The sequence below is a fragment of the Tenacibaculum sp. ZH5_bin.1 genome, from assembly GCF_042865525.1.
Lineage (GTDB): Bacteria > Bacteroidota > Bacteroidia > Flavobacteriales > Flavobacteriaceae > Polaribacter > Polaribacter mesophilus.
The window spans coordinates 1,506,645-1,533,006 of record NZ_JBEGIO010000001.1; the positions used below are offsets into that span (position 1 = coordinate 1,506,645).

A 26,362-nucleotide genomic window follows, 5' to 3' on the forward strand; every position below is an offset into this window, starting at 1 on the left:
ATTATTGTGAGGGAAACGAAACAATCTTCTTTAGTAATAATATTTAAGTTTCTGTTTTTGAGTGTTTTGTAGTTTAATATTGATTTTATTGAGTGTTTGTTAAAAATCAACTCTTTATTTTGTGTAAATGTTAAATTTTATATTGTTTTGTTGTATTGTTTGTAAATGAATTTCGAAATGTATACATTGGCAATGAGATTTTAGTTCTATAACTTAAATCTTAATTTTATAAAGTAGTAACCTTAAATTCCCCAATAATATGACTACAAAAACAGGTTTTATAACTGTAGCAAAAGAACAGATCAAGTTCTTAAAATTTCCAAAAGAAGAGGTGTTAAACAAAAAGAAAGCAATAGTAAATCGTATTTTAGATTTACAGCGGGCTTTGTCTTTAGGAAATTTAGAAAGAGAAAAGGTAAAAATATTTTTTATGGATGTGGATGGTTTAAAGAGAGTAGAAACAACCGTTTGGGGTATTACTGATGCCTCGGTAATTTTAAAAGAATCTACTATTATTCCATTAGAAAGAATTGTAAGAGTTGCATAAATAAAAAAGACCTCGAAATTTCGAGGTCTTTTTTATAGGTGTTATATTTATTAAGCTTCTGCTTCCATATAATCTTCAATAGGATTACAAGAACAAATTAAATTACGGTCACCAAAAGCATCGTCTACACGGCGTACTGAAGGCCAAAACTTATTGTCTGCAATATAATCTAAAGGAAATGCTGCTTGTTTACGAGAGTATGGTAAATCCCACTCATCAGCAGTTAACATTTCTTGCGTATGTGGTGCATTTTTAAGCGGGTTGTTAGGATTTTCTTTACTCGCTTCGGCAATCTCTTTTCTAATAGAGATTAACGCATCACAAAAACGGTCTAATTCAGCGACACCTTCCGATTCGGTTGGCTCTACCATAATTGTACCCGCTACAGGGAAAGATACCGTAGGCGCGTGGAATCCGTAGTCCATTAAACGTTTCGCAATATCAGTAACTTCAATTCCGTTTTGTTTAAACTCACGACAGTCTAAAATCATTTCGTGAGCAGCACGGTTCATTTCACCAGTATATAAAGTGCTATAATGTCCGCTTAAACGCTCTTTAATATAGTTTGCGTTTAAAATAGCGTTCTTAGTAGAGTTTGTTAACCCGTCAGCACCTAACATGGTAATGTATCCGTAAGAGATTAAACATACCAATGCAGAACCCCAAGGAGCTGCTGAAATAGCCGTAATGGCATTGTTACCACCAGTTGCTATTACAGGGTTGGTAGGCAAAAATGGAACTAATTGAGGAGCCACACAAATTGGTCCAACACCTGGTCCACCACCACCGTGAGGAATCGCAAATGTTTTATGTAGGTTTAAGTGACAAACATCGGCACCAATAGTTGCAGGATTTGTTAATCCTACCTGTGCGTTCATGTTTGCACCATCCATATATACTTGTCCACCATTATCGTGAATAATTTGCGTAATTTCTTTAATAGCCTTTTCAAATACTCCGTGAGTAGATGGGTAGGTTACCATTAAAGCAGCTAAATTATCAGCGTGTTTTTCAGCTTTAGCACGTAAATCTTCTACATCGATGTTTCCTCTTTCGTCAGTTTTGGTAACCACCACTTTCATACCCGCCATAACAGCAGATGCAGGGTTCGTTCCGTGAGCAGATGCAGGAATTAAACAGATGTTTCTGTGGGTATCTCCATTTGCTTCGTGATAGGCTCTAATAGTCATTAATCCGGCAAATTCACCTTGCGCACCAGAGTTAGGTTGTAAAGAAGTACCTGCAAAACCAGTAATCACATTTAATTGGTTTTCAAGGTTGCTTAACATGATTTGGTATCCTTCCGCTTGGTTTAATGGAGCAAATGGGTGAATATTTCCCCATTGAGGATTACTCAATGGTAACATTTCAGAAGCAGCATTTAACTTCATGGTACAAGACCCTAAAGAAATCATTGAGTGATTTAATGCTAAATCTTTACGTTCTAATTTTTTGATATAACGCATCATATCAGTTTCTGATTGATACGTGTTAAATATTTCGTTATCTAAGAAAGAAGTAGCTCTTTTTACGTCTGCAGGAATTACATCTGTTGAAGTAAATTCAGTAACTAAAATATCTTTGATATTGAATGCTTGTTCAAAACAATCAACAATTTCATTGATTTCCTTTAAACCTACTGTTTCGTTTACAGAGATTGAAACATGCTCTGCATCGATGTAGTTAAAGTTGATTCCGTTTGCTTCTGCTACTGGACGTAACTTGTCAGCTTCAACTTCCACTAAAATAGTATCGAAATAAGCACTGTTTTTTTGTTTGAAACCTAAATCGTTTAAGGCTTTTGCTAGGGTTGTAGTGCTTGTGTGTACACGATCTGCAATGTATTGCAAACCATCTTTACCGTGGTATACAGCATACATACCAGCCATAACCGCTAATAATACCTGTGCAGTACAAATGTTTGAAGTTGCTTTTTCACGTTTAATGTGTTGCTCACGCGTTTGTAATGCCATACGTAACGCACGACCACCATCAACATCTTTGGTAACTCCAATAATACGACCAGGTATACTACGCTTGTAAGCTTCTTTAGTAGCAAAATATCCAGCGTGAGGCCCTCCATATCCTAAAGGAATACCAAAACGTTGTGTAGTACCTACGACAACGTCAGCACCAAATTCAGCAGGAGCTTTTAACTTTACTAATGATAAAATATCAGCAGCAACCGCTACTTTGATATTATTTGCGTTACAGTTAGCAACGAAATCGGTATAATCATATACTTGTCCGTGCTTACCAGGATATTGTACGATAGCGCCAAAGAACTCTTCTGAAAAATCAAATTCTTCGTGGTTACCAACAACTAATTCAATTCCGATAGGAATAGCACGTGTTTGTAATACTGATAAGGTTTGTGGTAAAATTTCTTCTGAAACAAAGAACTTGTTTACGCTTGCTTTCTTTTGTGCTCTTTCACGAACATCAAATAATAAAGCCATGGCTTCTGCAGCTGCAGTACTTTCATCTAATAATGAAGCGTTAGCTAATTCCATTCCTGTTAAATCACAAATCATAGTTTGGTAATTTAACAAGGCCTCTAAACGTCCTTGTGCTATTTCAGCTTGGTAAGGGGTATACGCAGTATACCATCCTGGGTTTTCTAAAATATTACGTTGGATAACACTAGGTAAAATAGCTTCGTGGTATCCTAAACCTATATAGCTTTTAAAAACTTTGTTTTTTGCACCTAATTCGTTAATGTGATTTAGGTATTCATATTCGCTCATTGCAGGGGCTAAATCAAGCTCTTTTTGTAAACGAATATCGTCGGGAATAGTTTCATAAATCAATTGGTCTAAATTCTCAATGCCAATTGTTTGAAGCATTTGATCCTGATCTTTAACACGAGGACCTATATGCCTAAGTTGAAATGAATTTGTGTTCATTATTGTGTTGTTGTTTTTCGTGCCTCAAAAATAGTGAAATTGGTTGATTTGATACTACATATTTTTTTGTTAAAAACAATATTTTATTAACCAAAACAGCTGGTTATAAACAGAAAAGTTATTTTTGTTAGATGAACCTTTTTAAAAAAGTACTTGATTTTTATATAAATTCTAGTATCCATGTAGCCTTATCGGTGATTTCTTTGTTTATAATTACGGAATTATACTTTGGTTTTTCGTATGATGAATCACTCGGTTTTTTTGTGTTTTTTGCCACAATTACTGGGTATAATTTTGTTAAATATGCAGGAGTAGCGAAACTCCATCATCGAAGTTTGACTAAAAACTTACAAATCATTCAAATATTTTCGTTGATTTGTTTCTTGCTAATGTGTTATCATGCATGGTTACTACCTTTAAAAACTTTATTGTTTTTCGTGCCTTTAGGGGTTTTAACTTTTTTATATGCAGTACCTTTTTTAAGTGGATTCCAAAAAAACTTACGAAGTATTGGCTATTTAAAAATAATAGTAGTGGCCTTGGTATGGGCAGTAACTACGGTGTTATTGCCAATATATGCTAGTGAAATTTCTTTCACAACTGAGGTGTACTTGTGTGTAATACAGCGTTTTTTGTTGGTAATAATATTAATCCTTCCTTTTGATATTAGAGATGTGCAATACGATGCTATTTCTTTACAAACAATTCCTAAAAAAATAGGTTTAGAAAACACTAAAAAGTTTGGGGTTGTTTTGCTTGGGGTGTGTTTGGTGTTGGAGTTTATGATTAGTCCGAATACTCAATACCGTACAGCTTTTTTATTGGTGTTTTCCGTATTGTTAATTTTATTGATGAGAGCAAGAGTAAATCAGTCTAAATACTACAGTTCTTTTTGGATTGAGGCAATTCCCATTTTTTGGTTGTTATTTTTGTTAGTTTAAGATTGAAGCTTTTAGCAGGTATTGAAACTTGAAAAGTAATAGCTTGTAAGCAGCGTGTTTTTTATAGTTAAAAACTGAAACTTAAGGGTTTTGTAATATGTGTTTTTAAGAAAACCTTTGTACATTCGTTGGCTTAACAACACAACAACAAAAACACAAATTAAGTAACATGAATTTAGTAAAACGAAATTTCGTTTTCGATTTCGATAGTACACTTACCAGTGTGGAAGCATTAGATGTTTTAGCCGAAATCACCTTAAATGGGAGTCCGAAAAAAGATGAGATTATTCAAGAGGTAATCCATATCACTAATCAAGGAGTTGATGGAGATATTTCTTTTACTGAGTCCTTGGAAAAACGTATTCAGTTATTAAGTGCTAAAAAATCTGATTTACCTTTATTAATAGAGGAGTTAAAACAGAAAGTATCTCCTTCTATAGAAAGAAATAAAGAGTTTTTTGAAAGCTTTTCTGATGACATTTATGTGATTTCAGCAGGTTTTAAAGAATTTATCGACCCAATCGTTGCCGAGTATAACATTCCGTCGGAAAGAGTATTCGCAAATACTTTTGAGTTTGACAAAGATGGAGTTATTGTTGGATTTGATACCCAAAATCCATTATCTAAGCACAACGGAAAGATAGATTGTTTAAAATCCTTAAATTTAGAAGGTGAAGTACAAGTAATTGGAGATGGCTATAGTGATGCTGTAACTAAAGAAGCTGGTGTTGCTGATACTTTTTTTGCTTATACAGAAAATGTGTCGAGAGATAAGACAATCGCAAATGCCGACCATATTACCCCAAATTTAGATGAATTTTTATACGTTAACAAATTGCCTAGAAACCTATCATACCCAAAGAACAGAATTAAAATATTATTATTAGAAAACGTGCACCCTGATGCTTTTACAAAGTTGACAGGTGATGGATTTTCTGTAGAAACTGTTTCAAGAAGTTTATCGGAAGATGAATTGATTGAAAAATTAAAAGATGTTCATGTGTTAGGAATCCGTTCTAAAACACAAGTAACTCGTAAAGTAATTGAAGCTGCTGAAAAGTTAATGGTGGTTTCTGCTTTTTGTATTGGAACGAAGCAAATCGATTTAGAAGCATGTAAAGAAAATGGAGTAGTAGTTTTTAATGCACCATATAGTAACACTCGTTCGGTAGTAGAATTAGCAATTGGAGAAATCATTATGTTGATGCGTAGTGTGTTTCAAAGAAGTACAGAAATTCACAACGGTCAATGGAATAAAACAGCACAAGGTTCAAGAGAGGTGCGTGGTAAAAAGTTAGGAATTGTTGGATACGGAAACATAGGAAAACAATTATCTGTATTGGCAGAAGCTTTAGGAATGGACGTGTACTATTATGATGTTGAAGATAAATTAGCTTTAGGGAACGCAACAAGATTAGATACATTAAAAGAGTTGTTGAATATTTCTGATGTGGTAACCTTGCATGTAGATGATAATTCAGCAAACAAAAACTATATAGGAAAGGAAGAGTTAGCTGAAATGAAAGATGGAGCGCATTTGGTAAACCTTTCTCGCGGATTTGTAGTAGATATTGAAGCATTGGTGGATGCGTTGAAATCAGGTAAACTTGCAGGTGCTGCTGTAGATGTGTATCCTGAAGAGCCAAGAAAAAATGGTGAGTTTTATACTGAGTTAAAAGGATTAGATAATGTGATTTTAACTCCACATGTGGGAGGTAGTACAGAAGAAGCTCAAAGAGATATTGCTGATTTTGTTCCGAACAAAATTATGGCGTATATCAATTCAGGGAATACGGTTGATGCGGTTAATTTCCCAAATATTCGTTTACCTAAGCATAAAAATGCACATCGTTTTTTACATATTCATAAAAATGTACCTGGAATAATGGCAAAGATTAATAAGGTGTTAGCAAAATATGAATTGAATATTACAGGACAATATCTTTCTACAGATGAAAAAGTAGGGTATGTAATTACTGATGTTGATAAAGAATATAATCAAGAAGTAATAAAAAAGCTTAAAAAAGTTGAAGGAACAATTAAATTTAGAGTACTGTATTAAAAACGTATTCTATGTAATTTTTACTATTCGAGGTTTGCAGTAAAATGTAGACCTTGTTTTTGTTTATAGTTATTTCTTTAAGGTGGAAAAGTAAACCCAAGCAATAAAAAAGAGTTGTAATGGGATTCTAAACCACAAATAAGAAAGTCCTTTTCCGTTATAAGTTCCCGTTTGATAATTCAAGTTTTCTAAACTAGCTTTTATGTTTGCAGGGACCATAAGTAGTAAGAAAAAGATAAGAATCCAAGCAGTTGTTTTCTGGTAAACAGGTAATAATAAGCCTATAGCTAATATAATTTCTAAAATTCCTGTTGCTAATACTAAAGTTGGCTTTAAAGGAATAAAGTTTGGAATCATTTTACTCATGCCATCAGTAAATAGAAAATGCCCTAATGCAGTAAACAATAGCATAGTGCACATGGCTATTCTGGCAGAAATCAGGTAGTTAATGTTTTTTGAAATAAGTCTTTGTATTCCTATAGAAACTATAAAAGTTAGAAGTAAAATAAATAATGGTTTCATTGCCTAAAAAGTTTTATCCAAAATTGAAGAAACTTTAAGAAGGAGTCAATGAACTTGGGTTAATAAATTCGTTTTCTAATTCTACTCAGTGCTTGTGGAGTTATTCCAATATAAGATGCTATGTATTTTAATGGAATGTGTTGGATTAATTCAGGCCTTTCTTGAAAAAGGTTGAGGTATCTTTCTTCAGGTGTATTGTTTAAAAGAGAAAGTTCTCGTTTCGATTTTAGTAAAAATAAATTCTCCGCGTTTTTCCTTCCTACTTCATTGCCAATGGAGGTGTTTTGATAAATGTCTTCTAAATCATTAAAAGATAATCTCCATAAAATAGTAGGGGTTAACGTTTCAATACTATATTCAGAAGGAGTTTGTGCTAAAAAAGAGTCATAAGCACTGATAAAGCTGTTTTTAAAAACAAAACCAAATGTTACATCATTTTCAATTTTAGGAATGAATAACCTTAAAATTCCTGTTTCAACAAAAGAAAGATAGTTTTCAGTGGTTCCTTTGGTTAATACAATTTCTTTCTTCTGAAGTGTCACTTTTTGGAGTTTAGAGCAAAAATAGTTTGAATCCTTTTCAGAGATGTCAGCAAAAGATTGCAAGAGTGTTTTTATTTGTTCCATAATTTTATAAACTATCAAAGTCACTTAAATTCTGTTCTATGATATTGGCTCCTTTCTGTAAAATTTGAATATAACTTGTTACGTTCTCCATTTTAAACCTACTTAAAGGTCCAGAAGCACTGATTCCAGCAATCACTTTTCCTTTGTTATTATAAATTGGAATAGCAATACATACCAAGCCTAATTCTGATTCTTCTATGTCTAATGCAAATTTTTGTTGTTGAATTAGTAGTAATTCTTCTTTGAATTTTGAAATAGAGGTGATGGTGTTTTTGGTAAAAGGTCTTAGAGTAACCGAATCTAGAAAGTATTCTTGTGCTTCTGGTGAAGCAAAAGCTAGTAATAATTTTCCAATAGCACTTCCATTAATGGGAGTATAAGAACCTATAGAAGTACTTATTTTTAGTCCTTGTAAACTATCAGCTTTATTAATGTGTAGCACTTGCTGCTCTTTTAAAATACCCAATAAAACCGTTTCTTGAATTTCTAAAGCTACCTTTTGTATAGGTTCATTAGTTAAATTTCTTAGTGATTTGTATATTGAAACTCGATTGCCTAATTCAAACAACTTACTGCCCAGTTGGTATTTCTCATTATCATTCTGTTGTACAACATTCAACGAAACTAATGTGCTTAGTAATCGGTATACCGTACTCTTGTTATAGCCAGTTTTAGCAGCTAGTTCTCTAACACCCCATTCTTTTTTATTACTGGTAAAAGCATCTAAAACCGTAAATGCTTTGATGATGGATTGATTTAAATTTTTGGAATCTAGCTTCATTTTTTTGGAAAATTATTGACTAATATAATAAAGTTATGTAGATTTATGAAACAACGTTTTATTATATGAAACACTTTAGTTTTTTATTTAGAATCAAAAATGAAGTATCTTTAGTGTTTTGAAATGGTTTTTAGAAATAAAGATAAAAGTATGTACAAACCAACACTTGATTACGCACAGCAACAAGATAAAGAAGATAAATTAGCACACTTAAGAGCACAGTTTCATATTCCTAAAGATGCAAAAGGGAATGATTGGTTGTATTTTACAGGAAACTCTCTTGGGTTGCAACCAAAACAAACACAACAATACATTCAACAAGAATTAGACGATTGGGCAAAATATGGAGTAGAAGGTCATTTTGAAGCTCGAAACCCATGGATGCCATATCATGAGTTTTTAACCAATTCAATGGCAAAAATAGTGGGAGCTAAACCAATTGAAGTAGTGGTGATGAACACGCTTACGACCAACTTACATTTGTTAATGGTGTCGTTCTATCAACCGAGTAAAACAAAGTATAAAATCGTTATAGAAAGTGATGCTTTTCCTTCGGATAGATATGCAGTACAATCGCAATTAAAATTCCATGGATTTGATACAGAAGAAGGACTGATAGAATGGAAACCTCGTGAAGGAGAAGAATTATTGCGTATTGAAGATTTAGAGAAAATAGTAGATGAGCAAGGTGATGAAATAGCCTTGTTGTTGATTGGAGGAGTAAATTATTATACAGGACAGTATTTAGATATCAAACGTATTGCAGAAATAGGACATGCTAAAAACTGTATGGTAGGGATTGACTTAGCACACGGTGCGGGAAACATTTCGCCAGAATTACATGATAGCGGAGTTGATTTTGCAGCTTGGTGTACCTATAAGTATTTAAATTCGGGTCCTGGAAGTTTAGCAGGATTGTTTGTACATGAAAAACATGCACATAATAAAGAGTTACCTCGTTTTGCAGGTTGGTGGAACCATAACAAAGAAACTCGTTTTAACATGCGTCAACCCTTTGATGTAATATCAGGAGCAGAAGGTTGGCAGTTATCAAATCCTCCTATTTTATCGATGGCAGCAATTAGAGCTTCATTAGATATGTTTGAAGAGGTAGGAATGGAAGCGTTAAGAGCTAAATCGGAAAAATTAACAGGCTATTTTGAATATCTAATCAATCAGATTGATACCGATAGAATTAAAATAATTACGCCATCTAATCCGAAAGAAAGAGGGTGTCAATTATCTATCCAAGTGCAGCATGCAGATAAAAGTTTACACAAAAAACTAACCGAAAACAATATCATAACCGACTGGAGAGAACCAGATGTAATTCGCTGTGCTCCGGTGCCAATGTATAACAGTTTTAAAGATGTATACAGAATGGTTGAAATTTTAAAAACATTGCTATAAATGAAAAAAGTATTTATTGTTTTTTTAGTTCTATGTAGCTTTAGTAGTATAGCTCAAACTAAGTATCAAAAAGATTTTGATTATTTGTGGAGTATGTTTGATGGATTCTACGCTTACTTTGATCAAAAACAAACAAATTGGGATGAGGTAAAAAAGATTTATCAAAAAGAGGTAGAAAATGTTTCGGATGATTCTCAGTTTATTAGGTTAATAGAGAATATAACGTACGAACTATATGACCCTCATACGGGGATTAATCGAAATTTAAAATCTTCATTTCGACTAATTCCAACATCAACTGATGCGTGGATAAAAATAAAAGATGGAAAATATTACATAGCTGACATTAGATCGGGTTTTGAAATTGAAGAAACAGGATTAAAAGTTGGAGATGAATTACTTGGTATTAACAATCGTAAAATTGAAGATTTAGTAGAAGAAGTACTGCCAAAATCTTTTAAAAACCCAAAAGACGACGTAAAAGAGTTTTTTGCCAATTTATGGTTTGCTGGAAAGCATAATGAAGAAAGAGTGATTCTAGTACTAGAAAATGGAAAAGAAAAACAATATAAACTAAACAAACCTACAGCTTCAAAAAAAGAAAACGGAACTTTAAGTTCAAGAATTATAAAAGGAAATATAGGGTATATAAAGCTAAATAATTCTTTAGGAAACAATGAGGTAATTAAAGCTTTTCCTAAAAAGGTAGATGAGTTTAGAGATACCAAAGCGATAATTGTAGATTTAAGAGATACACCAAGTGGAGGTAATGCCGAAGTAGCAAAAAGTATTATGGGAAAGTTTATATCGGAAACAATTCCATATCAAAAACATGAAAAAGTAAGTTTAGAAAGAGAGTTTGGTATAAAAAGAAGTTGGATTGAGTTATTAACACCTTTAAAAAATCCATATAAAAAACCAGTTATTGTATTAGCAGGAAGGTGGACAGGAAGTGTAGGAGAAGCAATAGCACAAGGTTTTGATAACATAAAATCGGCAACAGTAGTAGGGACTGAGATGGCAAAATTGTTAGGAGCTATTGAATGTGATAGGTTACCAAATACTAAGATCAATTTATGTTTTCCTGTTGAAAAATTGTTTCATGCAAACGGTACGCCAAGAGAAAAATTTATTCCTGAAATTCACACTAAAACAAGTGAAGAAACATATAAAAAAGCGATTCAAATACTAAATGAGTAAAAAAGATAACATAGTAATTATAGGTGCTGGTTTATGCGGAAGTTTATTAGCACTTCGTTTAGCACAAAGAGGCTATAAGGTAGCAATGTATGAAAGTCGTCCAGATTTACGAGTTACCGATATTTCAGCAGGACGTTCTATCAACTTAGCATTATCTGATCGTGGTTTTAAAGCACTTCGTTTATGTGGTGTAGAAGAAAAAGCGCGTGAAATTTGTATTCCGATGTACGGACGTTTAATGCACGATAGAGAAGGGAATACGTTTGCTTCTAATTATTCAGGTAGAGAAGGAGAATATATCAACTCTATTTCGAGAGGAGACTTAAACGGAATCTTATTAAACGAAGCGGAAGCACACGAAAATATAAGCATTCATTTTAATACAGAATGTACTTTGGTTGATATTGAAAATACGGTAGCGCATTTTAAAAACTACAATACGAAGGAAGAGTTTTCAGTAGATGGAGATGTGATTTTTGGAACAGATGGTGCAGGATCTGCATTGAGGAAAAGCTACTATTTAGAAAGAAAATTCTTGTTTAGCTATTCGCAGAATTTCTTAACACACGGATACAAGGAATTAGAAATTCCTGCAGACAAGTTAGGAAACCATCAAATAAGTAAAGATCATTTGCATATTTGGCCTCGTGGAGAGTACATGTTAATCGCATTGCCGAACTTAGATGGAAGTTTTACGGTAACCTTGTTTTTGAGTTACGACGAAGGAGAATACAATTTCAACAACTTAACTTCAGAAGAAAAGATAACTGAGTTTTTTGAAAAAGAATTTTCAGATGCCTTAGCGTTGATACCAAGTATTAAAGATGAGTTTTTAAACAATCCAACAGGAGCTTTAGGAACGGTAAAATGCTCGCCTTGGCATTATCAAAACAAAACTTTGTTAATGGGAGATGCAGCACATGCGATTGTTCCGTTTTATGGACAAGGAATGAATGCATCGTTTGAAGATGTAACGGTATTTGATACGATTCTAGATACGCACGAAGGAGATTGGCAAGCTACTTTTAAAGCGTATGAAAAAGCACGTAAAGAAGATACTGATGCGATTGCTGATTTAGCTATCGATAATTTTTACGAAATGCGTGATCATGTAGCAAATCCATTATTTAAGCAAAAGAGGAAGTTAGAAATGGACTTAGAGAAGACGTTTCCAACAGAATATTTTTCAAAGTATTCTATGGTAACTTTTAATGAAGAGATTCCGTATGCAGAAGCGATGAAAAAAGGACGTGCGCAAGATAAAGCTCTGTTAAATATGGTGGCTCATCATGATTTAGATACCATCACCGATTTGAATGAGGTATTAAAAAAGGTGCAAGAAGAAACCAACGAAATTTTAGAAGAAGATAAAGTTGCTGGGTTTAGATAGTTGTTTATTGTAGTTCTCTTTTTAGTTTCAAAAGTTCTTGTTCTAAAAAAGAAAGTTTGTTTTCTATAGAGGTGTTAAGGTCAGGAATTCTATTGAAAAATACATATTGTATTTTCCACAATTCTTTAATATCTGTAATAGAAAATGTTTTATCGGGGATGTTTTTATGGTTTGCACGTAGAGTTACAGAATCGTTTTCAATGTATAGTTTGCGTAGAATCATTTCATTTTTAACAAGAGTTAGTGTGAGTTCTCCATTTTTTAAGTTCTTAATAGTATTGTTTGGTGTAAACTGGCCTATTACTATGTCGTTAGGGTATAATCCATTATTGTGATTAGCCATTTCTAAATTAGAAACAGTATAAGCTCTGAGTTTTTTTTGAGAGTTAATAGGGAGTTGAATTTTGGATAAATCATCAATAAAAGAAGTTTTGTTGTGGTGTTTTATGTATTCTGTAATTGTCTTTTCGGTTATGCAAGGTATAATGGTGAAGGTTTCTTTTGATAGTTTTTCAGTTTCTAGGGTTAAATCCTCTTTAAACTGAAGTAAATTATTAACTGTGAGCTCTGAAGTTAATAAATTGTCTATAGGAATGCTAAAATAATTAGCAATTTTTATAATGGTATCAATTTTTGGTTCGCTTCTGCCTTCTTCATAAGCGCCCAGTGTAGCTCTCTTAAGGTTGAAGAGTTCTGCAAAAGCTTGCTGGCTTAAACGTTTAACACTTCTGATTTTTTTTATGTTTTTACCAAAGAATGACATATTTTTGCTAATTTTATTTGCTAAGTATTTTTATTTTTGTATATTTGAGCAAACAATATTAGCTAATTATTTTTGTTTTTGCTAATTTTTTTAGTTTTAAAATTAGTAGGGGGATGTTTAAAATTAATTTTTTTGAATCTATATTGCTAATAATATTATGTTAAGTGTCTTTGATTTTAGAAACTTTTTGTAATATTATCGCTTAAAAAGAATGCTATATTAACTAATCAAACTGCTTAAAAATGAATACACATTTTAGTAAGGTAAAGGAGTTTTTACTTGGGTTAAATTTCAATATAATAAAAGAAAATCAAGAAGAAGGTATTTTTGTTGTTGAGAAAGAAAACGAAGGAATTAAAAACTTAATTATAGGAGTTGCAAATCCAATTATAATTTTTGAACAATATATCTTTAAAATTAGAGAGCCTAATCAAGAAGTTTTTAGGAGTTTACTGCAAAAGAATAGAGATATAATCCACGGAGCTTTTGTCTTAGATGAAAGTGGAGAGCGTGTTATTTTTAGAGATACACTTCAATTAGAGAATTTAGACGCTAATGAGTTTGAAGCGAGTTTAAACTCACTTAGCTTACTCTTGAGTGAATACTCAGATCACATTATTAATTTTTCAAAATATTAAAAAAAATAGATATGAATTTTTTTAAAAGACTTTTTAAAATAGGGCAATCAGAAGCAAATTCTGCGATAGATAAAATGGAGGATCCTATTAAAATGACAGAACAAGGAATTAGAGACTTAAAACTGAATTTAGAGAAGAGTTTAGAATCCTTAGCGCAAGTAAAGGCGTTGGCTATTAGAGCTAAAAATGATGTAGAAGAATTAACATATAAGAGTCAAGATTATGAGCAAAAAGCTGTGTTGATTTTAAAGAAAGGACAAAATGGTGATATAGAAGTATCTGAAGCAGATCGATTAGCAAAAGAAGCTCTAATGAAAAAAGAAGAGACAAACCATAAAATAGGAATGGTAAAAAAAGAAGAAGCTCAGTTTAATGACTCAGTAAGTAAATTAGAGCACAATATTCAAGAGATTAAACAGAATATTAGTAAATGGGAAAATGAATTAAAAACATTAAAAGCAAGAGTTAAAGTTTCTAAGGCAACTAAGAATTTGAATAAACAAATGGCTGATATTGATAGTGCTAGTACTGTTGCTATGTTAGAGCGTATGAAGGAGAAAGTGAAACAAGAAGAAGCTTTGGCTGAAGCTTATGGAGAAATAGCGAAATCATCTAAATCAATAGATCAGGAACTGTCAGAGGCAGCAGATGTAACTGAAACTTCGGCAGAAGAAAGTCTGTCAAAATTAAAAGAAAAATTAGGGTTAAATAGTAAAGAAGAATAAAATTGAACACTTTTACTGATATTATATTTTCATCTGTTAACTTACCACTTACAATACTGGTAATTATACTTTTGTTGTATTGGATAGTGACAATGATTTCAGGAGTTGATTTCGATTTAGATATAGATGTAGATATCGATGCAGATTTTGATATTGATACAGATTCAGGAATAGAAGGAGGGAATGCAGATTTTCATGATGTTTCAAATGCAGAAGTAAATAAAGAAGATGTACTAGGCAAGAGAAGAAAACCATTAAAATGGTGGCAAATTTTTCTGATTTACTTCAATTTTGTAGGGTTACCTTTTATGTTTACGTTTACCTGTTGGATTTTTATTTGGTGGATTTGTACGGCATTTTCTACTGTTTTAACAGGAAGTATAAACAATAGCTTTGGTTTTGCATTAATGTTAATAGGTTTTTTACCTTCGTTGTTTATCAATAAAATTTTTACAACACCTTTTAAAAGTTTTTTTAAGAACTTAAATCAACACGGAGATTTACCGATAGATATAGTAGGTAGAGTAGGAGTTTCTTTATCGAACATCAAAGAAAAAAAATTAGGTTCAGCTGAAGTAAAAGCTGAAGGGACTCACTTATCAATAAATATTAAATCGTTAGATGGGAGTCCTATACAATTTAGAGAGCAAATCTTGATTATAAAACAAAGCCAAGATAAGTCTTTTTATTACGCACAATCATATATAAATTAAAAACAAATTATTTTAAAAAAAAGAACTATGACAAACAGTTTATTACAGGTTATTGGAGTAGGTGTAGGTTTAATTCTATTCCTTATTATTTTATACTTTGCTATAATAGCAATGTTTTACAAAAAAGTACCGCAAGGGCAAGCATTGATACGTACAGGTTTCGGAGGAACTAAAGTAGCAACAGATAAAGGAATGTATGTAATACCTGTATTTCACAGAGTAGAAATTATGGATATTTCTGTAAAGAAAATTCAAATAGAACGTTTAGGTAATGATGGATTGCTTTGTAAGGATAACATGCGAGCAGATATTAAAGTTGCCTTTTTTGTAAGAGTAAACAATGAAGTAGAATTTATTAAAAAAGTAGCACAAACTATAGGTTGCGATAGAGCATCAGACATTTCAACTCTAGAAGATTTATTTGAAGCTAAGTTTTCTGAAGCTTTAAAAACGGTAGGGAAAAAATTTGACTTCACAGAGTTGTATGAAGCTCGTAGAGAGTTTAGGGATGAAATTGTTGATATAATAGGAACTGACTTAAATGGATACACGCTGGAAGACTGTGCAATTGACTACTTGGAGCAAACATCAGTATCTTATTTAAAAGCAGATAATATTTTAGATGCAGAAGGAATTAAAAAAATTACTGAATTAACAGCTGCACAAAATATTAAAGCAAACTTGATAAAAAGAGATGAAGAGAAAACTATTCGAAAGCAAGATGTAGAAGCTCGTGAAGCTATCTTAGAATTAGATAAACAATTAGCAGAAAAAGAAGAACAACAAAAAAGAGAAATAGCCAACGTTAAAGCAAGAGAAGAAGCTGAAATCTTAAAAGTTAATCAAGAAGAGCTATTAAAATCAGAATCAGCAAGAATAGCAACAGAGGAAAAAGTACAAGTAGCAGAAGAAAATAAACAACGACAAGTTATTGTAGCGGCTAAGAATAAATTACGTACAGATGTTGTTGAAACTGAAAGAGTAGAAAAAGATAGAATGTTAGAAGCTACTGAGCGTGAGCGAATAGTTACATTGGCTCAGATTGAAAAAGAAAAGGTAGTTGAAGTAGAAAAGAAAAACATACAAGATGTTATTCGTGATCGTGTTACTTTAGAAAAAGGAGTTGTTGAAGAACAAGAGAATATGAAAGATATTCAGGCGTTTAAAACAGCAGAAAGAGAAAAGCAAGTTGCCATTACGTTAGCTGAAGCAAAAGCTCAAGAAGATTTAATTAAAACAATTAAAGAAGCTGAGGCTCAAAAAGAAGCTGCAAAACAAAAAGCAGAAGAAATAAACATTGAAGCGCAGGCACATAAAGAAGCAAGTGAAAAAGAAGCTGATGCTCGTAAGACATTAGCAGATGCAAAAGCAAAAGAAGAAGCTACTTTAGGAATGTCAGAAGCTCAAGTAATGCATGCCAAAGCAGATGCTAGTGAACGATTTGGTACAATGGAGGCACTTATTATTGAGAAGAAAGCAAAAGCAGAGGCTGTAGGTATTGAAGCAAAAGCTGAAGCACAAAGAAAAGAAGGAATGGCTGAAGCGGAAATTATAAGAGAAAAAGCCTTAGCAGATGCAGCTGGAATTGAAGAAAAAGCAGCAGCAATGAAAAAACTAGATGGTGTAGGTAAAGAACACGAAGAGTTTAAACTGCGTCTAGAAAAAGATTTAAAAGTAGATTTAGCGCACATCAACATACAAAAAGATATTGCAGATGCACAAGCTGATGTTATTGGACAAGCATTAAAATCTGCTAAAATTGATATAGTAGGAGGAGAGACTATGTTCTTTGAGCAAATAATGGGACAAATTACTAAGGCTAAAGGACTAGATAAGATGATTGAAAATAGTAGTAATTTACAAGAGGTAAAGGATGCTATTTTAAGTAGTGATGATGTGAAAGGAAACTTAATGGAACGCGTTAGAGATTTTGCTGTAAAATACGGAATTTCTTCTGATGATATTAAAAACCTAACAATTGCTAACTTATTAATGACTCTTAAAGAAAGAGCAACATCTGATGACGATCAAACGCTTTTAGGAAACCTTTTTAGCTTAGCAAAAGGTTTAGATATATCTAATAAAAAAATGAGTTAGAATAACACTTGCCCGGGTATTGATTTTTCAACACTCGGGATTTCTTTTAATAAGTGTTTTAAAATTAATTTTAACTCGTAATTTTATATGGATAATCAACAACTTGATGGCGGAACTTATGAGATTATTCAGAGCCGTCTTCAAAAACAAAAAAAAGAGCTACTAAATAGGTTACAAAGATTAAATGATGCTAGAAAGCATGTGTTTGGTACAATTGAAACAAAGCTTATAGCAAATGATAGAATTAACACAGAAAACAACTGTATAGCTAGAGATATTGTATCTCTAGGAAACACTTCAATCTTTGGATATAATGTTCATTTTGGACTAAGAACAGATATTAAGTTATCGGATGTTTTCAGCGCTTATGAGTTTAAAGACAATCGTTTTCAGCCAAAATCATTAGATTTTCTTCATAATGAAACTTTCATAACTGACTTTACTAACCTATACAAGTATTATCGAAATACTATTTTTGCAAAATTTGCAATTATAGATAATTACCTTCACATGGTTTTCCAGTTAAGTGAGAGTAAAACCGATGTGAAAACTTTTAAGTGGTTAATAAAGGAAAATGAATTAGTATATGTTGATAATAGAAGTGAGCATGAATACAGGTTTCCAAAGCAACATGAATTTAATTGGCAAGAAGTAACCCGAGATATGCATCGTTATGGTACTTACTCTCATATTTCTATTTTAGATAAAGTTTTTGTCGAAACTATCGGAGGTGATTTAACTATTAAGATAGAAGATAACACTGATGAAGGAAAAGGAATTCTTGAAGAGCCAGTAGAACATGTTGATCAAACATTAGATGATGGTCAGTTTCGTTATGCCGATTTAGGAAACCTTATTTTATTAGAGATAAAACCATTTCAGGAAGAAGCTCGTTATTTTATTTATAATCATAAGTTACAAGAAGTTCAAAAAGTAAATAGTGTTAAAGACTGTGCTGTATTATTACCAGACGATCAAGGTCTTATTTTTCCTGATGGATATTATTTACAAACAGGGCAGTATAAACTTTTTGAAAATAACGCTAAAGACGTTAAGTTCCAAGAGAAAATAGTTTCTCCCAACGGAGAAGACTTTTTATATGTGTTTTATGCTACAATAAGAGGGCTATATATATTAATGTCTTATAACATTATTGAGCAAGAGGTAAAAACACCTATTGTTTGCAATGGTTTTACAATTTTAGAGAATGGAGAATTGTGTTACTTCAAAACTGAAAATGAGCAAACAAAACACCATGTTGTTCAAATTTGGCAAACACCTTATGTAAAAACAGACAGTATTCCATCATTACATGAAGATACCTTACTTTATAAGATTGGTAATAAAGATATTGTAAAAGCAATGGCAGAGTGCCATGAATTAATAACACTTTTAAATAAAGAAGATAGTTATGCTGGTTTATATAGTGATATAGCTAAGAAATCTAATGATATTAATAGTAGTTATTACTGGATAAATGAGCCCGAAACAGAACAGTTAAGTGTACCTGTTGCAGAAATTAACGATGCAGCAAATGCTGCTATTGATGAATTTGAAAAGGTAACTCAATTAAAGCAACAAGCAGCTAAAGAAGGCAAGATTATTCAAGAAAAATCTAATGAACTTTTAAGTAAGATCAAAAGTACTTCTTTTAAGACCATAGAAGATTTTGTTGACTTATTAAATCAACTACGAGTATTAAGAGGGCAGGTCATAAGCTTGAAAGATGTTCGTTATATAGCAATTGACATATTAGAAGAAATTGAAAACTCAATTGAAGAACAAAACACAATAATATCAAAAAGATGTGTAGAATTTTTGTTGAATGATCAAGCTCTAAAACCCTACCATAAACGCGTTCAAGAAAGGCAAGATGATTTAACATCTATAAAAAAGGTAGTAGAAGCTAAAAAACTTGAAAAAGAAGTAGATCAAATAACAACAGATTTAGAACTTTTAATTGAAATTGTAACAAATTTAGAAATAGAAGATACTTCTCAATCGACTAGAATTATTGATAATATCTCTTTAATCTTTGCTACATTAAATCAATTAAAAGCAGGAATTAAAAATACAATTAAAACTTTAGGAAGTAAAGAAGCTAAGGCAGATTTTTCTGCTCAATTAAAACTTATAGATCAAAGTATTATTAATTACATTGATATGGCTACTACGCCAGAAAAATGTGATGAGTTCCTCACAAAAATAGCAATTCAGTTAGAGGAAATTGAAGGTAAGTTTGCCGATTTTGAAGAATTTATTTCCTTAATTATAGAGAAGAGAGAAGAAGTTCATAATGCTTTTGATGCCCGAAAGAGTACAATACTCGAAAAAAGAAATAAGAAAATAGAAGCATTAAGCGCTGCTTCTGAAAGAATTTTAAAAAGTATAGCAAAAAAGGCACAAAGTTACCCCTCAGTTGAAGATATTAACGGATATTTTGCTGCTGATTTAATGATTAACAAAGTTAGAGATATTGTTAATCAATTAAAAGATTTAGAGTCAGTTGGTAAAGCTGAAGCTATAGAAACACAACTTAAAGTAGCTAAAGAAGATGCATTAAGAAAATTAAAAGATAAACAAGAGTTATATGAAGATGGTGAGAATATAATTCGCTTAGGAAAACACAAGTTTGGAGTTAATAAACAACCGTTGGACCTATCAATAGTTTACAAAGATCAAACGTTACATTATCATTTAACAGGAACCAATTTCTATCAAGAAGTTGAAAATGAAATTTTACTTAAATCTGAAAAATATTGGAATCAAGAACTAGTTTCTGAGAACGATTTAGTGTATAGATCTTCTTATTTGGCGTATAAATTATTTACTTCGTATTCAACAGATGAATTATTAAAGCTAAACGAACAAGGTTTATTAGCGTTAGTTCAAAATGAAAGTGGAAGCTTGTTTGCAGAAGGATATGTAAAAGGTGTACACGATGTTGATGCTTTTAAAATATTGTATACACTAGTCCATAAACATCACGAATTAGGTTTATTAACATACGCTTCAAACACTAGAGCATACGCTCAATATTTTTGGAACTCTTTGCCTAAAGAGCATCAAGATTATTATAATTTTTCAATAAAAGCATCAGGAGATGTCCTACGATTCTTTCCTGAAAGTAAAGAATACGATTTTTTAATAAATAAGTTACAAAAAGAAATAACTACTTTTTCAGAAGAAACTTTATTGTTTTCTAAAGAGGTAGGAAAAACAATAGCTAGTTACCTATTTAACCAATTAAAAAGCACTAATTCATTTATAATAAGCGCTATTGCGTTGGGAATAAAAGAAGACTTTATAAAGTATCTAACAAAACAAGATGCATTACATGTGTTTAAAAGTAATCTTGAAAAGACTACAAATTATAGTGCAAAAATCCAGCTGATTAAACAATGGGTAAGCTCATTTATAACATCTATTGATGGAAATGAAAATTACACAGATGAAGTAATTTCGTTATTATTATTTCACCATGAGCCTAATGCTGTTTTACATGCAAACCCTGAAGAAACCATTAAAGAGTTAAGAGGAGAACACGATACTATTATTGAAGGAAGTTTTGAATTTAATTATCATAGTTTCATTGAAAGATTAGAGTTTTTTTCAAAAGAAGACGTACCTAATTTTTTAGCATACAAAGAGGCGAAACACCTATTGGTAGAAAATTTAAAAGAGACATTAAAGTTAAATGAATTTAAGCCAAGAGTATTATCTTCCTTTGTTCGAAATAAGCTAATAGATGAAGTTTACTTTCCCTTGATAGGAGATAACTTATCTAAGCAGTTAGGAACGGTTGGAGATAATAAACGTACAGACAGAATGGGGATGTTACTTTTAATATCACCCCCAGGTTATGGAAAAACTACTTTGATGGAGTACCTAGCCAATAGGTTAGGATTAATCTTTATGAAAATTAATGGACCTGCCATTGGTCATGAGGTAACCTCAGTCGACCCGGAAGCAGCAACAAATTCAGCTTCTAGAGAAGAACTCAAAAAGTTAAATTTAGCTTTTGAAATGGGAGATAACGTAATGTTGTATTTAGATGATATTCAGCATTGTAATCCTGAGTTTTTACAAAAATTCATTTCTCTTTCAGATGGAACAAGAAAAATAGAAGGAGTATATAACGGAAAGCCAAAAACATATGATTTAAGAGGAAAGAAGTTTTGTGTAATTATGGCTGGAAATCCATATACTGAAAGTGGAGATAAGTTTCAAATACCTGATATGTTGGCTAACCGAGCTGATATATATAACTTAGGAGATATTATAGGAGATACAGATCATTTATTTAAACTTAGTTTAATAGAAAACTCATTAACATCAAATCCTATACTACACCAGTTAAGTAGTAAATATTTTGAAGATGTTTATGCTTTGATAAATAGAGTTGAAAATAATACTGAAGAAGGGGAGTTGAAAGGAAATCATACAAAGCAAGAGATTCAAGATTATATTTCGGTATTAGAAAAAGTAATAACTATAAGGAATACCATCTTAAAAGTAAATAAAGCATATATTGAGTCGGCTGCAAAGGAAGATGAATATAGAACAGAACCCTCTTTTAAGTTACAAGGTTCATATCGAGACATGAATAAGTTAGTAGCTAAAGTAGTACCAATAATGAATGATAATGAGTTAAAAAGACTGGTATTGTCTCATTATGAAAGTGAATCTCAAACATTAACATCTTCTGCTGAAGCAAATTTATTGAAGTATAAAGAATTAATAGGAGATATATCAGAAAACGAAGCAAACCGATGGAATGATATAAAAGAAATTTTTGTTAAGAATAATAAGCTAAAAGGTTTGGGGAATAAAAATGAAATGGCTCAAATATTAAACCAAATGATGTCATTTTCAGATAATTTAGAAGGTATTAAAGAGGTTTTAAGAAAAGGATTGCAAGGATAAAATGAACACAATAATTATTTTGTTAAGAGGGATTAATGTTTCAGGGAAAAATAAAATTCCGATGCAAGAATTAAAAACACTGTTAGAAGAACTGGGATATAATACTATAAAGACCTATATCCAAAGTGGCAATATTGTGTTAAAAACTAGAGAAGACTCAAAAGAGGTAGAAAAGAATATTCATACAAAAATTAAAGAAAAATATGATTATGATGTTCTTGTTCTAGCAAAAGAAGTAAAAGAAATAAAAGAGATTCTTCAAAACAACCCTTATAGTAATTTAAACGAAAAACAAATATATTTTACTTTCTTATTCGATGAAACTACAATAAAAGAGGTAGAAGTAGATGCGAAAGAAGATGAATACACAATCTTAAAAGATGTGGTTTATGTAAATGCAGCTGGAGGGTATGGGAAAACAAAATTGACGAATAATTTTTTAGAAAGAAAGTTAAAAGTTTCAGCAACTACTCGTAACTTTAAAACCACGAATAAATTAATAGAGTTAGCCAGTTCGTAAATGTCATTTCTATCAAAGGGAGAAATCTCATGAAAAATGCATTTGAAATTAAAAAATATAAAACATGGATAGTAAAGTAATCAAAGGAAAAGCAATACCAAGAGGAAAGTTTCCGCATGTAAAACAAGTAGGAGATTTTATTTATGTATCTGGAACCAGTTCACGTAGACCTGATAATTCTTTTGAAGGTGTTGCCGTAGATAAATTTGGAACGACCAACTTAGATATTAAAAAGCAAACCCGAGCGGTAATTGAAAACATTCGAGATATTTTACAAGAAGTAGGAGCAGACTTATCAGATATTGTAGATGTAACTTCATTTTTGGTGAATATGAATGATTTTGGAGGCTATAATGAAGTATATGCTGAATATTTTGATTATAACGGACCAACTAGAACAACGGTAGCTGTACATCAATTACCACATCCTCATTTATTGATTGAAATTAAAGTGGTGGCGTATAAGAAACAAGAATAAAGAACCGAGAACCAAGACGAAAGAAGTCTTTTTTCTTTAATCTGTGAATGAAATGAACATTAAAAACTACATAAATGGAGAACTGGTAGCGCCAGTAGCTAATAATTATATCGATAATTATAATCCATCAATTGGAGAGGTTTACGGGCAAATTCCTAATTCAACGAAGGAAGATGTAGCATTAGCATATAAAGCAGCTAAGGAAGCTTTTCCGTCTTGGTCGAATACGACGTTGAATGAACGTAGAAGAATTCTTTCTAAAATAGCGAGTTTGATTCAAGAAAAACTTCCTGAACTAGCAAAAGCTGAGGCAAAGGATAATGGAAAACCATTAAGTTTAGCTACAGTGATTGATATTCCGAGAGCTTCATCTAATTTTCAATATTTTGCAGATGCAATTACGCAATTTTCATCCGAAGCTCACGAAAGTGTAGGTTTAGGAGCGATGAACTTTACGTTACGTCAACCGATTGGTGTAGTTGCATGTATTTCTCCATGGAATTTGCCACTTTACCTATTTACGTGGAAAATAGCTCCAGCAATAGCTGCAGGAAATTGTGTTGTAGCAAAACCGAGTGAAGTTACACCTATGACAGCCTATTTGTTAGGGGAGATTTGTAATGAAGCAGGTTTACCTAAAGGAGTATTAAACATAGTTCACGGATTAGGAACCACCACAGGACAAGCCATTATTGAACATCCAGATATTAAAGCGATTTCATTTACAGGAGGAACAGCTACAGGAGCACACATAGCTCGTACAGCAGCGCCAATGTTTAAGAAATTATCATTAGAGTTAGGAGGTAAAAATCCAAACATCATTTTCGCAGATTGCGATTATGAGAATATGTTAGTGACTACAGTTCGCTCTTCATTTGCAAATCAAGGTCAGGTTTGTTTGTGCGGAAGTAGAATTTTTGTAGAGGAAAGTATTTACGAGCAATTCAAAAAAGATTTTGTTCAAAAAGTATCGCAATTAAAAATAGGAAATCCTTTTGATGAAGATACAAATATTGGAGCCTTGGTATCGAAACCACATCTAGAAAAGGTAAAATCATACATAGATATTGCGGAACAAGAAGGAGGGAAGATTTTATACGGAGGTGACAGAGTCACTGTTAAGAATTGTGAGAAAGGTTACTATTTACAACCGACGATTATTGAAGTTTCAAGTAACAAGTGTAGGTTAAATCAAGAAGAGATTTTTGGGCCTGTAGTTACTTTAATGTCTTTTAAAACAGAAGAAGAAGCTTTACAGTTAGCTAATGACGTGGTGTATGGATTGTCATCAACACTATGGACAAACAATTTGACAAGAACCATGCGTATGTCTAAAGAATTACACACAGGAATTGTTTGGGTGAATACTTGGTTATTACGTGATTTAAGAACACCTTTTGGAGGTCAAAAAGCGAGTGGAGTAGGGCGTGAAGGAGGTTTTGAAGCATTACGCTTTTTTACAGAACCCAAAAATGTATGTATAAAATATGAATAAAGAAATAAAGGAAAAAATAATTGCTGTTTGTGAAGAGAAGATTGTTAAAAAAGGAGAAAATGTAGGGCTTTCGTTCTATGCATTTTTCAAAAATAAAAATGATGATCCGAAAGTACTGATGGAAGTGGCTACTTGGTGGATTCAAACGCATCAATTAGATCATTTTGAGAAAGCAGTTAAGATTAAACAAATGATTCAGAATAACGAATAGAGATGAATTTAGAGATACAACATAAAAATGCCTTGGTATGTGGTAGTACACAAGGAATAGGAAAAGCAGCAGCAATACAATTAGCCCAAGAAGGAGTAAATGTGACCTTAGTGGCTCGTAGTGAAGAAAAGCTGAAAGCTGTGTTGACAGAATTACCAAACAATAACCAAAATCATGGGTATTTAGTTGCTGATTTTACCAATCCTGCAGACTTAAAAGAGAAGTTAGAGGCAACAAATTTACAGTTTCATATTTTGGTGAATAATACAGGAGGTCCAGCAGGAGGTCCAGTGTTTGATGCTACCCTAGAAGAGTTTGAGCGTGCTTTTACCATGCACTTAAAATGTAACCATGTATTGGTACAAGCTTTAGTACCGTTTATGAAAGAACAAAATTATGGTAGAATTATAAATGTAATTTCTACTTCAGTAAAACAACCTCTAGATGGTTTAGGAGTTTCGAATACTATTCGTGGTGCGGTTGCTAATTGGAGTAAAACCTTAGCGAATGAATTAGGTCAATTCGGAATTACAGTGAATAATGTATTACCAGGAGCTACAGCGACGGAACGTTTGACAGAAATTATCAATAATAAAGCCGCTAAAACAGGTAAATCGATAGAAGAGGTAGCAGAAATGATGAAAAATGCATCACCAGCAAAACGTTTTGCAAAACCTGAAGAAGTAGCTAATGCTATTGTGTTTTTAGCAAGTGAAAGAGCAAGCTTTATTAACGGAATTAATGTCCCTGTTGATGGAGGAAGAACAAAATCTTTATAAAAGAGATCAAAAATAAAGACTTTTTGAAATAAGACTATTTAAGTATCTTTAAAACAATCTTAACTCTTGTGTTTAAAAGTCTAAAAATCTAAATAAAATGAGCAAGTTAGTACAACCTTTAAATTTTAAAAAGTGGATTGATGAAAATCGTCATTTATTAAAACCACCAGTTGGAAATAAACAAGTTTGGGATAATGGGGAGTATATCGTAATGGTTGTTGGAGGACCTAACAATCGTAAAGATTATCACTACAATGAAACACCAGAGTTTTTCTATCAATTAGAAGGAGATATGGTGCTAAAAATCATTGACGACAAAGGGGAAATGATTGATGTTGAAATTAATGAAGGAGATATTTATTTGTTACCAGGGAAGGTGCCACACTCACCACAACGTAAAGCGAATACAGTAGGTTTAGTTATTGAATACCCACGTGATGAAGGAATGATGGATGCCTTGGAATGGTATTGTGAAAATTGTGGACATCAATTATACCGAGAAGAATTTGCTTTAGATAATATTGAAACTGATATGCCAATAATTTTTGATAAGTACTATTCTGACAAAGAGAAATGTACTTGTGATAAATGTGGTACTGTGATGGAAGCACCAAACAAAGCATAAATTTTGC

The 26,362-nt window shown here is 32.1% G+C and carries 22 protein-coding genes; 17 read left to right on the forward strand and 5 right to left on the reverse strand.

Annotated elements, in window-relative coordinates:
• The first annotated feature begins 259 nt into the window (after positions 1-259).
• Positions 260-547 carry a hypothetical protein gene (locus ABHQ57_RS06980; protein WP_047789357.1) on the forward strand — a complete coding sequence of 96 codons (288 nt, stop codon included), beginning with the start codon at positions 260-262 and terminating at the stop codon, positions 545-547.
• Between the two features lie 50 nt (positions 548-597).
• Here the strand turns inward: ABHQ57_RS06980 and gcvP are convergent, their stop codons facing one another.
• Positions 598-3,453 carry an aminomethyl-transferring glycine dehydrogenase gene (gene gcvP, locus ABHQ57_RS06985; RefSeq protein WP_073181366.1) on the reverse strand — a complete coding sequence of 952 codons (2,856 nt, stop codon included), beginning with the start codon at positions 3,451-3,453 and terminating at the stop codon, positions 598-600.
• Between the two features lie 131 nt (positions 3,454-3,584).
• On the opposite strand from gcvP, the gene ABHQ57_RS06990 reads away from it, so the two are divergent.
• On the forward strand, positions 3,585-4,394 hold the full coding sequence (locus ABHQ57_RS06990) for a hypothetical protein (RefSeq protein ID WP_167713472.1): 810 nt from the start codon (positions 3,585-3,587) through the stop codon (positions 4,392-4,394).
• Between the two features lie 169 nt (positions 4,395-4,563).
• Positions 4,564-6,456, forward strand: coding sequence for a phosphoglycerate dehydrogenase (gene serA, locus ABHQ57_RS06995; protein ID WP_167713473.1), 1,893 nt, complete (start codon positions 4,564-4,566; stop codon positions 6,454-6,456).
• A gap of 69 nt (positions 6,457-6,525) precedes the next feature.
• Here the strand turns inward: serA and ABHQ57_RS07000 are convergent, their stop codons facing one another.
• From ABHQ57_RS07000 to ABHQ57_RS07010, 3 genes are read right to left on the reverse strand one after another with little or no spacing between them, the layout of a single operon-like run.
• Entirely contained in the window at positions 6,526-6,978 is a 453-nt protein-coding gene (locus tag ABHQ57_RS07000; protein ID WP_073181363.1) for a hypothetical protein, read from the reverse strand.
• Positions 6,979-7,037: 59 nt separating this feature from the next.
• A complete protein-coding gene (locus tag ABHQ57_RS07005) occupies positions 7,038-7,604 on the reverse strand; it encodes a Crp/Fnr family transcriptional regulator (protein ID WP_073181362.1) in 567 nt (188 codons plus the stop codon).
• Between the two features lie 4 nt (positions 7,605-7,608).
• Positions 7,609-8,385 carry an IclR family transcriptional regulator gene (locus ABHQ57_RS07010; protein ID WP_167713474.1) on the reverse strand — a complete coding sequence of 259 codons (777 nt, stop codon included), beginning with the start codon at positions 8,383-8,385 and terminating at the stop codon, positions 7,609-7,611.
• Between the two features lie 150 nt (positions 8,386-8,535).
• On the opposite strand from ABHQ57_RS07010, the gene kynU reads away from it, so the two are divergent.
• Genes kynU through ABHQ57_RS07025 form a run of 3 tightly spaced genes read left to right on the forward strand, consistent with a single transcriptional unit; the run spans position 8,536 to position 12,385 of the window.
• Positions 8,536-9,795 carry a kynureninase gene (kynU, locus tag ABHQ57_RS07015; protein ID WP_167713475.1) on the forward strand — a complete coding sequence of 420 codons (1,260 nt, stop codon included), beginning with the start codon at positions 8,536-8,538 and terminating at the stop codon, positions 9,793-9,795.
• The gene (locus ABHQ57_RS07020; protein WP_167713476.1) at positions 9,796-10,995 is read left to right on the forward strand and encodes a S41 family peptidase; all 1,200 of its coding nucleotides are present in this window, start codon (positions 9,796-9,798) and stop codon (positions 10,993-10,995) included.
• Positions 10,988-12,385, forward strand: a complete 1,398-nt coding sequence (locus ABHQ57_RS07025; RefSeq protein ID WP_167713477.1) for an NAD(P)/FAD-dependent oxidoreductase — start codon at positions 10,988-10,990, stop codon at positions 12,383-12,385. The genes ABHQ57_RS07020 and ABHQ57_RS07025 overlap by 8 nt, the downstream gene beginning before the upstream one ends.
• A 4-nt stretch (positions 12,386-12,389) precedes the next feature.
• On the opposite strand, the gene ABHQ57_RS07030 is transcribed toward ABHQ57_RS07025, so the two are convergent.
• Positions 12,390-13,148 carry a helix-turn-helix domain-containing protein gene (locus ABHQ57_RS07030; protein ID WP_167713478.1) on the reverse strand — a complete coding sequence of 253 codons (759 nt, stop codon included), beginning with the start codon at positions 13,146-13,148 and terminating at the stop codon, positions 12,390-12,392.
• A gap of 242 nt (positions 13,149-13,390) precedes the next feature.
• On the opposite strand from ABHQ57_RS07030, the gene ABHQ57_RS07035 reads away from it, so the two are divergent.
• The 11 genes from ABHQ57_RS07035 (at position 13,391) to ABHQ57_RS07085 (ending at position 26,355) form a co-directional block, all read left to right on the forward strand.
• Positions 13,391-13,786 carry a molecular chaperone Tir gene (locus tag ABHQ57_RS07035; protein ID WP_159615684.1) on the forward strand — a complete coding sequence of 132 codons (396 nt, stop codon included), beginning with the start codon at positions 13,391-13,393 and terminating at the stop codon, positions 13,784-13,786.
• Positions 13,787-13,797: 11 nt separating this feature from the next.
• Positions 13,798-14,511, forward strand: coding sequence for a PspA/IM30 family protein (locus ABHQ57_RS07040; RefSeq protein WP_073181346.1), 714 nt, complete (start codon positions 13,798-13,800; stop codon positions 14,509-14,511).
• A gap of 2 nt (positions 14,512-14,513) precedes the next feature.
• Positions 14,514-15,224, forward strand: a complete 711-nt coding sequence (locus ABHQ57_RS07045) for a hypothetical protein (protein ID WP_047789344.1) — start codon at positions 14,514-14,516, stop codon at positions 15,222-15,224.
• 27 nt (positions 15,225-15,251) lie between these two features.
• Positions 15,252-17,321 (forward strand): flotillin family protein, encoded by a 2,070-nt coding sequence (locus ABHQ57_RS07050; protein WP_389862983.1) that lies wholly within the window; start codon positions 15,252-15,254, stop codon positions 17,319-17,321.
• An 87-nt stretch (positions 17,322-17,408) separates the two neighbouring features.
• Positions 17,409-22,247 (forward strand): DNA repair ATPase, encoded by a 4,839-nt coding sequence (locus ABHQ57_RS07055; protein ID WP_389862986.1) that lies wholly within the window; start codon positions 17,409-17,411, stop codon positions 22,245-22,247.
• Position 22,248: 1 nt separating this feature from the next.
• Positions 22,249-22,767 (forward strand): DUF1697 domain-containing protein, encoded by a 519-nt coding sequence (locus tag ABHQ57_RS07060; RefSeq protein ID WP_389862989.1) that lies wholly within the window; start codon positions 22,249-22,251, stop codon positions 22,765-22,767.
• 64 nt (positions 22,768-22,831) lie between these two features.
• Complete coding sequence (locus ABHQ57_RS07065; RefSeq protein WP_047789340.1) at positions 22,832-23,245, forward strand: RidA family protein; 414 nt, start codon at positions 22,832-22,834, stop codon at positions 23,243-23,245.
• A 52-nt stretch (positions 23,246-23,297) separates the two neighbouring features.
• Positions 23,298-24,740 carry an aldehyde dehydrogenase gene (locus tag ABHQ57_RS07070; protein WP_389862993.1) on the forward strand — a complete coding sequence of 481 codons (1,443 nt, stop codon included), beginning with the start codon at positions 23,298-23,300 and terminating at the stop codon, positions 24,738-24,740.
• A complete protein-coding gene (locus tag ABHQ57_RS07075; RefSeq protein ID WP_167713483.1) occupies positions 24,733-24,951 on the forward strand; it encodes a DUF6500 family protein in 219 nt (72 codons plus the stop codon). Before ABHQ57_RS07070 ends, ABHQ57_RS07075 begins: the two co-directional genes overlap by 8 nt.
• A gap of 2 nt (positions 24,952-24,953) precedes the next feature.
• Positions 24,954-25,730, forward strand: a complete 777-nt coding sequence (locus ABHQ57_RS07080; RefSeq protein WP_167713484.1) for an SDR family oxidoreductase — start codon at positions 24,954-24,956, stop codon at positions 25,728-25,730.
• Between the two features lie 97 nt (positions 25,731-25,827).
• The gene (locus tag ABHQ57_RS07085) at positions 25,828-26,355 is read left to right on the forward strand and encodes a 3-hydroxyanthranilate 3,4-dioxygenase (protein WP_047789336.1); all 528 of its coding nucleotides are present in this window, start codon (positions 25,828-25,830) and stop codon (positions 26,353-26,355) included.
• Positions 26,356-26,362 lie beyond the last annotated feature (7 nt).